This window comes from Bartonella sp. AA23NXGY (genome assembly GCF_042197165.1).
Lineage (GTDB): Bacteria > Pseudomonadota > Alphaproteobacteria > Rhizobiales > Rhizobiaceae > Bartonella.
Window position 1 is genome coordinate 1 of record NZ_JBHIRO010000028.1, and the last position, 8,553, is coordinate 8,553.

Sequence of the window (8,553 nt, forward strand, 5' to 3'; positions counted from 1 at the left end):
GGAGAGAACGGGGTTTTCTACACTGATTTTTTGTGTTGTGTAGGCAGCAACAACTTTTGCAATCCCTTCTAGTTCGCTGTAGGTTAGCTCTTTTAAGATGTGGGTTTGCCAACCATTGGGACCCTCAACGATTACTTCGCCAGGGCGATTGATGACAATTTCAAATAAATTGTCATTATTGAGGAAGTCATCTAAGATCTTTAATTTTGTTAAGACGATGGAGGCGCGTTCTGCATTTTTTGCTGATGGCATAATGTGACTTTATTGGCTTAATGAAAAAAGGAATAGCCGGGAGTAGAGCGGTTTCTTTTGCTCTTTACGACTAGTTTATAGACAGAGGAAAAATCGAGATCTTTTGCTACGAAAATGTTGACGAGTTCGCCTTGAAATTTTTCTAGGGTAGGAGGGATGTTGATTTGATTTTCAAGAGCAATACTGGCGGCCTCTTTTCCAGTGTTGTTTGCGCCTTCAAAACCGCCGCCTCCAGAGTTGTTTGAACCTTCTTTATTGGAATTGCCTACTATTTTATTTGTTAAAACTGTTGTGGCACCATCAATAACGGTGAGTAAAAGGGAAGAGCCAAAGCGTTCCCACCAATGGGTGTTGATGTTGCCATCAAAACCGGCTCTGCCTAAACTGTCGGTTGCGGGTGAGGCAAGGTCGATGATGACACCGGTTGGGGTTTTTGCTCTTGTCCAGAGTACAAAGAGGCGAGATTGACCTTGTTTTATCCCTCCGCGGTATTCGCCAATCACTTGGGTTCCTTTATCAAGCAAAACAACGCGCCCATTGTCAGAGAGGATATCACGGTTGATGATGCAGCTTGCAAAGCCTGGTTGCTCACTGTTTAATGCGGTTTCTAAGATACAGGGAATAGAGGTTCCCATGGCGATGATAAAGTTTCTATTGCCGATGAGTTTTGCTTTTGCTTTTGCTTCTTCTGTTTTGGTAGGCTTTAATAGGGTTGCAAAATTTTGTGTGTCTTGAAGGGCAGGAGAATTTTGCGCATTCGCGAGATTTTCAAGGGCATGGAATTTTTCAAAGGGGTTGAGAGTCGTGTTGACGATGTCTTTTAATTGAGATTTAGAGCCTTTGGCAAAAGCGAGAACAGGGGCACGTCTTGCGGCATCAAGTAATGGGTCATCTTTTTTGGGTTCTTGTGCGAGTGGTTGTGGGGGTGGTAAGGTTATTGGCGCTATGTTTGCACGCGGGTCAGAGGGCGCGAGCTCTAAAGGGGCGAGGGAATTGTGAAAGTTTTGTGCTTGTTTTTTATGAGCTTTTGCGGTGTCTTTTTGTTCTGTGGGGGTGGATAAGATGTTCCAGAGCACATAGCCGCAGATTCCTATACAGGCTATTGCGACAACTATTTTTTTGCCGGCGGTTTTGGCGCTATTGTTTTTGCCATCCCCAATAGATCCGCGATCTTCGATGATTGGTTTATCACTCATGTGTTGTCCCCTTCAATTCCCGCTTATTTAAAGATCTGATGCAATTTTACGTTCAACAGATGGTGAGGTTGTTCCGGTATTTGGATTTGTGCCTTTTGGTTGATAGGCTTCGTTAAAGACGCATAGGACGTTTTTTCCCTGTCTTAGGGTGAAGCGTGCGCTAATGGCATGGACAATCACCATGTTGCCTCTTGTGGTTTTGGGAACCAGCGATTCTGTACCGTCATTGCTGACAATGTAAATGGCAGGGACTTCTTGGTTGTCTGGAAATGTAAATGTTGTTGTTTTGCCATTGTCATAAACGGAGGAGGGTTCAAGAGTGATAGAGCCCTGAGCGGTGTAAGCCCAATTGCGAGGTCCGTAGGTTTCAGAAGCGTTGAAGACATTATCGATACGCTGGGCTTGTTGTTTTTCTTGTCGCATAAGGGCTGCGAGTCTTCTTTGTTCTGCTTCTTCTTGTGGGTAGCGAAATTTCACAAGGAAATATGTTTCTTGTCCAGAGGAAATTTCTCCATCTTTGACCATCAGTTCAAATTGATAGGAGCGCTTTGAGCCATCAAGCTTTGTGGTGACGACTTGGAGATTGGTAATGGGTTGGACTTCCCGCGCTTTAAGGAAAAGAATATTGCCAGCGGGGGCGACTTCCCATGCAACGCTGTTGCCAATTGCCACATGGGCAATTTCTTCATTGGGAGAAAATTCTATTTGTACCGATGAGCGTATGGAGCCAATAATTTTTGTGACATTATAGGCATCATAGTTGATAAAGCGAATGCGGCTATCGCTTGGCGCACGGGTGGGAAAAATACTGGCATGGCTAGGCGTTAAAGAAAGGGTAATAGCGATGTTAAGAATGAGAAAAAGAATTTTTTTTGTCATGATCAGTTGACCACTTCCGGATCGGTTCTATATTCACTAACAATAAACCCTAGAGGATTTATCAAACGGTTTTGGACAGAGATAGGGGCATTGATGTATTCAAAGGTAAGTGTTGCAACCCAGTGGGTGATGAATTCTTTGTTTTTGTCGTTGTCATGAATGGTTCTGTAGTAACGCACTTGGGCAACATCGTCATTGATAAAGGAGATTGATTTTATTGTTATTGTAACAGCGGCGTGTTTATAGAGAATTTGAGGACTTTGGGGATTTCTTGCTCCATACCAGCTGGCAAATCTTTCCTGTTCTTCTGAAGAAGAGAGGAGGGAGACGGTTTGGAAGTTGTGTTGTGTTTCTTCTGTGGTGAAGCCTTCACGAGAGCGGACATATTTTGCAGCAAAGTAGCGTGTGATTGCTTCGTCGACATTGGTGGGACCTTCTTTTAAGGCTTCCACAACTTCGGTGATGCCGGTTGAATTGTCTACACGGATGACAAAAGGTTCCACGGTTTTAAGGGGTGTGAGGGTGATGACCGCGAGAGAAGACATTATTGCAACAGCAACTGCGATGCCGGCAATGGCAAGCGAGACGCGGGTGGTGCGGCGTGAGGCGAGCATGCGATCTTGATCAAACGAGCGTGCTTCAGCAATGTATTGTTCTATATCTTTTTCTTTCATGCTTTTTGCCCGCAATTTTTGTAAGATTTGATTTCTTCATCCGTTAATTTTTGTGCCAGAAGCATTTCCAGCTTCCCTTCTTTTAGGGGTGAAGGGGTGTTGTTACTGATGATAATGGGTGTGGGCGTGGGTTTTTTCCCTTCCCAATTCCACATTGATCTGTTGAGTGGACGTTTAGAATATCCATCACACTTTGGGAGTGACTTCAGTGTGTTTGGTGAAGACACACAGCCACTGAGAAAGAGAAATGGTAAGATAATCCCAATTTTTTTAAATTCCCGCATTTTAACTTAGGCCTTTGCTAATTGTGCTATTAGTGATGCTAATTTTTTTGCACCGTTCGTTATCGTTTTAGCTCCTCCTGAGCCTGTAAGGGAAGCCCCCCCAGAGGCTAAAGCGGAAGCCATGCCAGGTAAATTGAAGAAAAGAAAAATACCACCAACGCCAACCACGAAGAATTCGCCGTAGGCTAACACGAAATCTTTAATGTCTTTTGAAAAGACATTCATTGCAAGTTCGATATACATACTACCAAGCAAGATGACTAATACCTGTAAAATGATGAAGTTTGCAACTTGTCCTAACCATGCTTCTGTAAAACGCCTTGTTGAGGAAAACATATAGAGGCTTATGAAGAGCGGTCCTACTGATATGACAAGAAATAAACCCAGCTTAGCAAACAGTGTGACGATAAAACCAATTAGGCAAAAAATTATAGCAATTGTGTAACACAATGAAGCATAAATCCATGAAACAAGATACGCCCCCAGTGCAAGCCATGATGCAGATTTTGTTGAATTTAAAATATGTGAACAAGCTTTATTTATCAGATCATCCCATACATTTTTATCTGAGTGTATTGTACCTTGTGTGGCATGTGCAATGGCATTCGGCAGACTATTGAAAAATAAATCCCCGACCCACTCATTATAAAGAGCAGCGTTTGTGGCGAGTGAAACAATGATGCCAAGTTTGAAAGCTGTCACTATAAATTCCCATAAGGGCATGGAAGAACGCCCTGAGATGATATTGTACCCCATAAATATAATGTAGATTGTACAAGATGCTTTGAGCGGAGTACTTAAACCCGATGAAAGGTTTTTAATGGAGTCAGTCATTATTTGCATGATAGGTTCCATTAACATATTCTCTGCCGTGGTAAAGTAAGCTACTTTTTCGAATGTCATTGCACGTCCATTCTATCTAATTTTTGCAAATACGATTATTTCTGATTCAATTATTATCGTGGTTCTGTTCAGCTCGTTCTTTAGCTTCTCTTTCGGCTTTAGCGCGCTCTTCTGCTTCTCTTTCGGCTTGTTCTTTTGCTTTTTCTTCAGCGTTTCTTTTTTCTAGTTTTTCTAGTTCAGCTTGCATTCTTTTATGTCTAGCTTCCATTTTTGCTCGAAATCTTTCCATTGCTTTACGATCTTCTTCTTCGCGTTCACGCGCTCTTTCTTCAGCTTTTGCTTCATATTCCTTTTCAAGTTCAAGTTGTGCTAATCTTAAGTTTTCACAATTTTTTGCAGTTCCTGCGAATCCACATTTAGCATTCCACTCTTCCATCAATGTTTTATCTTTTTTAAATTCTGCAACGCTATAGGTTTTTTCACATCCAGCAGCGATAATTCCAGTGCCAAGTAGCAATGTTGTTATGAGAACTTTATTCATAGATATTTCCCCTTCTTTCTTTCAGTTTTTGAGGTTTGAGCACAATCTTTAAATTATGCTTGTGTTATCGGTTTTTATAACCAGTGATGATAAATCTAGGGCAAAGACATAATGTTGCCATAAATATACTATAGAGTGTACAAAGCTCTTTAAGTTGAGCAGCTAAAGCGCAATAGCGATGTGTAATGGTGCTATCCATTGTTTTTGTAATGGGATTCATTAACATATTGTCGATATAAGAAAATATGCCTTTTCTTTCTACTGCCATTGAGATGCTCCGCTCTTCATTGTGTCTTAATGGTTATTTTGTTGTTGTTCAGCTTTAGCGCGTTCTTCTGCTTCTCTTTCGGCTCGCAATCTATTAGTGTCAGCTTCAATTTTTTCAAGTTTAGCCTTCATTTTAGCTTTAAATTCTTCATCTATTTTGCGATTATGTTCATCAATCTCTGCCCGACGTTCTTTCTCAAGTTCAGCGCCTGCTACTCTTAGGTTTTCACAATTTTTTGAAGTTCCTATCCCTCCACATCTCGTGACCCATTCATCAAATAATTTTGGATTTTTTTTAAATTCTGCTACGCTATAGGTTTTTTCACATCCAGCGGTGATGAGCCCTGTGCAAAGTAGCAATGTTGTTATGAGAACTTTATTCATAGTATTTCCCCTTCTTTCTTTCAGTTTTTGAGTTTTGAGCACAATTTTTAAATTATGCTATGTTCTGGTTTTTTATAACCAGTGATGATAAATCTAGGGCACAGACATAATGTTGCCATAAATATATTGTACATTCTGTAAGGTTCTTTAAGTTGAGCAGCTAAAGCGCAATAGATGTTATCCATTGTTTTTGTAATGGGATTCATCAACATATTGTCTATCTTAGTGAATATGCCGTTGCTTTCTACTGCCATTTAGATGTTCCGCTATTCGTTGTGTATTTTTATAATTTAATGGTTATTTTGTTGTTCTTCTGCCGCGCGCTCTTTTGCTCTTCGTTCTTCTTCAGCGCGTTCTTTTGCTTCTTGTTCAGCTCGGAACTTTTCATTCTCAGCTCTCATTTTTGCAAGATCGGCCTTCATTTTAGCTCTAGCTTTTTCCATTACTTTATCAAATTTTTCTTGATCTTTACGGGCTCTTTCTTCAGCTTTTGCTTCATATTCCTTTTCAAGTTCAAGTTGTGCTAATCTTAGGGTTTCACAATTTTTTGAAGTTCCTGCTAATCCACATTTAGCAATCCACTCTTCCATCAACGTTGGATTTTTTTTAAATTCTGCAACGCTATAGGTTTTTTCACATCCAGCAGCGATAATTCCAGTGCAAAGTAGCAATGTTGTTATGAGAACTTTATTCATGATTAATGACTGTCCTGTTGTTTTTCGGACTCTTTTTGTTCTTGATTATCTTCAAGAAGTTCATTTGCAAGGTTATGGTAATATTCCTTTTGAAGTTCAAGTTGTGCTAATCTTAGGTTTTCACAATTTTTGGCAGTTCCTGCGAATCCACATTTAGCATTCCACTCTTCCATCAATTTTTTATCTTTTTTAAATTCTGCTACGCTGTAGGTTTTTTCACATCCAGCCGTGATGAGCCCTGTGCAAAGTAGCAATGTTGTTATGAGAACTTTATTCATGATTAATGACTGTCCTGTTTCTTTTCAGATTCTTGTTTATCGTCATTTGTTGAGCCAGTTCTCCCCCATCCCCATGTTGGAAGACTCTCACGATAAGCTTGCTCTGCGTTTTTACAATTTTGCGAATCGAGATCCCCTGATGTCATACATTTCATTTTCCATTTTTCGTATAATTTGTGATCTTTCTTAAATTCTTCTACGCTATGGGTTTTTTCACATCCAGTGGTGATCAGCCCTGTGCAAAGTAGCAATGTTGTTATGATGATCTTGTTCATATTTAAGCCCCTCTTTTCTCCCGTTTATTGACCACCGAGTTTTTTGGCATAATCTGCATATCGCGCTGCAAATTCTTCGTAAGCTCGTTGTTCGGCAGCTTTGTATTCCGCTTGTTGAATCATCGCGGCGGCTTGCATTTGGAGAACTTGTGTTTGGAGTTTTGCTTGTATTGCTGATAATTGTGCTTGAATGCCTTGAATTTTACCCGAATCTTTAGTACTTCCAAGTTCGTCAAGGAGCTTGTTAATGGTTTTTTGTGTTTCACTGGCTTCTTCGTAGACGTCTTGGCCTTTGGCTGCCTGTCCTACCGTGTCCTGTTCGGCTTTTTTCACTTCTTGTGCGTAAAAAGCATCTGCTGCCTCTTTTGATCCAGCACCCCCTGAGGGCTCTTTGTATTTAAGTTCTTCTTGCCATTTTTGCGTGTTTTTGCTGCCGCCACCGCCGCCGCCACCGCCACCGCCACCACTGCCCATTGATTGTTGAAAGTGGTTAAAGTCAGAAGGAAGGGCGCCACTGCTCCCTTGCTTGTTAAACATCTCTTTCAATCCCGAAATGTCAGGCTTGACATTTAAGGAGTTATATAACTGTTTCGCTTGATCGAGTTGGCTCTTTAATTGCTCAAGCTGTTGTGCACCTTGTTGAATTTGTTGTTCTGCTTTTGCAACTTGTTCTCTCAATCTTTTGGCTTGCTCTATATTTTCCAGCAGTATTTTATAATCAAAGGGACCACCTCCAAATGCATTTGCTTGAGGTCCAAAAGAAATTGCGCAAAGAGCTGTTGCCAATAAAAGTTTTTTCATTGCTTTGACCTTTCTTGAAAAATAGGAAGCCATTTTTCTGGAGATTGTCCAACTTCATCCATAATGGTCTCTAGGAGTTCAATATTCTTGGTGGTGCCACTTAAAATGGCTATTTCATCATCAAAGCCGCGTAAATTCAGTTCTGCTACAACTGAACTTTGTCCTTGTTTGATGAGAAAACGCCGTGACTCACGGCTTAATTCTGATTGTATCAGGTTAAATTCTCTGTCCGATAATTTAAAACCTTCTACATAATCCCCATGATTGCCCTTTTGATTGGGAAAATAAATTTGTGTTGGACATTGCTCTATAATGGTGTGGGCAATGGTCGAATTGATCGCATCTTTGGGAGATTGCGTTGCAAACAACATCAAACCATTTTGTTTACGGATAGTTTTCAGCCTGTCTTGCGCAAAGGCTTTAAAGGAATCATCCTCTAAGGCTTTCCAAAACTCATCAATGACAATGATAATACGACGCCCATCAATCAGAGACAAAATCCTATGAAAAAGATACATCATTAATGGGGGACGAATTTCATTATTGTCTAAAAAATCCGTCATGTCATAACCAATAAATTTTGCATCAATGCCAATGTCGTCATCAGGATTGTCAAAAACCCACCCTAAGGCATTGCCTTTACACCATCTTTCTAAACGACCCGCTATCCCCTCCCTGTGCGTGGTGTCAAAAAACATTTGTAAGGCCGATATTGTCCGTTGTTCTTTTGGCAACAAGGCAAGTTGGTCAACAGCAGCAGAAATATCTTGTCTTTCTGATTCACTGATCTTTTGATCTTCAGAAGAAACAAGCTTTATAATCCATTGGCGTAAAAAAACTCTATCTGCTGGATTGTTATAGTCTAAGCCTTTTAGCGGTGCTATGCCTGTCGGTCTACCATTCTTCAAGGGCATATAAGTGCCACCACCAGCCCTCACAAAAAGTTCTGCGCCCCGATCTTTATCAAAAAAGACCATATTGGGATCATGCTTTTGAAGTTGTGCTAAAAGAAAATTAACAATAACCGTTTTCCCAGAACCAGAGGGACCACAAACAAACGTATTGCCTAAATCTCCAAAGTGAAAGTTAAAATAAAACGGTGAACCAGCAGAGGTTTTCATCAAGGCTACCGCTGGTCCCCACACATTGCCATCTATTTTTCCAACCGGAAAAGAATGAAAAGG

The 8,553-nt window shown here is 40.7% G+C and carries 12 protein-coding genes and 2 pseudogenes; all 14 read right to left on the reverse strand.

Features of this window, described 5'->3' with window-relative positions; all coding sequences use genetic code 11:
* Positions 1–252, reverse strand: a pseudogene (locus tag ACFINY_RS08840) (P-type DNA transfer ATPase VirB11); the annotation flags it as partial.
* A gap of 17 nt (positions 253–269) precedes the next feature.
* On the reverse strand, positions 270–1,448 hold the full coding sequence (gene virB10 / locus ACFINY_RS08845; RefSeq protein WP_375701016.1) for a type IV secretion system protein VirB10: 1,179 nt from the start codon (positions 1,446–1,448) through the stop codon (positions 270–272).
* Positions 1,449–1,475: 27 nt separating this feature from the next.
* Entirely contained in the window at positions 1,476–2,327 is an 852-nt protein-coding gene (virB9, locus tag ACFINY_RS08850) for a P-type conjugative transfer protein VirB9 (RefSeq protein WP_375638287.1), read from the reverse strand.
* Between the two features lie 2 nt (positions 2,328–2,329).
* On the reverse strand, positions 2,330–3,001 hold the full coding sequence (locus ACFINY_RS08855; RefSeq protein ID WP_375701017.1) for a virB8 family protein: 672 nt from the start codon (positions 2,999–3,001) through the stop codon (positions 2,330–2,332).
* On the reverse strand, positions 2,998–3,285 hold the full coding sequence (locus ACFINY_RS08860; RefSeq protein WP_375632018.1) for a type IV secretion protein VblB7: 288 nt from the start codon (positions 3,283–3,285) through the stop codon (positions 2,998–3,000). The genes ACFINY_RS08855 and ACFINY_RS08860 overlap by 4 nt, the downstream gene beginning before the upstream one ends.
* A 6-nt stretch (positions 3,286–3,291) precedes the next feature.
* Positions 3,292–4,188 carry a type IV secretion system protein gene (locus ACFINY_RS08865; protein ID WP_375610260.1) on the reverse strand — a complete coding sequence of 299 codons (897 nt, stop codon included), beginning with the start codon at positions 4,186–4,188 and terminating at the stop codon, positions 3,292–3,294.
* Between the two features lie 46 nt (positions 4,189–4,234).
* Entirely contained in the window at positions 4,235–4,669 is a 435-nt protein-coding gene (locus tag ACFINY_RS08870) for an EexN family lipoprotein (protein ID WP_375610259.1), read from the reverse strand.
* A 64-nt stretch (positions 4,670–4,733) separates the two neighbouring features.
* Complete coding sequence (locus ACFINY_RS08875; protein ID WP_375701018.1) at positions 4,734–4,937, reverse strand: hypothetical protein; 204 nt, start codon at positions 4,935–4,937, stop codon at positions 4,734–4,736.
* 26 nt (positions 4,938–4,963) lie between these two features.
* A complete protein-coding gene (locus ACFINY_RS08880) occupies positions 4,964–5,320 on the reverse strand; it encodes an EexN family lipoprotein (RefSeq protein WP_375701019.1) in 357 nt (118 codons plus the stop codon).
* Positions 5,321–5,610: 290 nt separating this feature from the next.
* A complete protein-coding gene (locus ACFINY_RS08885) occupies positions 5,611–6,015 on the reverse strand; it encodes an EexN family lipoprotein (protein ID WP_375701020.1) in 405 nt (134 codons plus the stop codon).
* Positions 6,016–6,017: 2 nt separating this feature from the next.
* Positions 6,018–6,293 carry an EexN family lipoprotein gene (locus ACFINY_RS08890; RefSeq protein WP_375635553.1) on the reverse strand — a complete coding sequence of 92 codons (276 nt, stop codon included), beginning with the start codon at positions 6,291–6,293 and terminating at the stop codon, positions 6,018–6,020.
* A gap of 2 nt (positions 6,294–6,295) precedes the next feature.
* The gene (locus ACFINY_RS08895) at positions 6,296–6,568 is read right to left on the reverse strand and encodes an EexN family lipoprotein (protein WP_375662847.1); all 273 of its coding nucleotides are present in this window, start codon (positions 6,566–6,568) and stop codon (positions 6,296–6,298) included.
* Between the two features lie 24 nt (positions 6,569–6,592).
* Positions 6,593–7,369: a type IV secretion system protein gene (locus ACFINY_RS08900; protein ID WP_375701021.1), complete on the reverse strand. Its 777-nt coding sequence runs from the start codon at positions 7,367–7,369 to the stop codon at positions 6,593–6,595.
* Positions 7,366–8,553: pseudogene (locus ACFINY_RS08905) on the reverse strand (transporter); the annotation flags it as partial. The pseudogene ACFINY_RS08905 and the gene ACFINY_RS08900, both read right to left, overlap by 4 nt.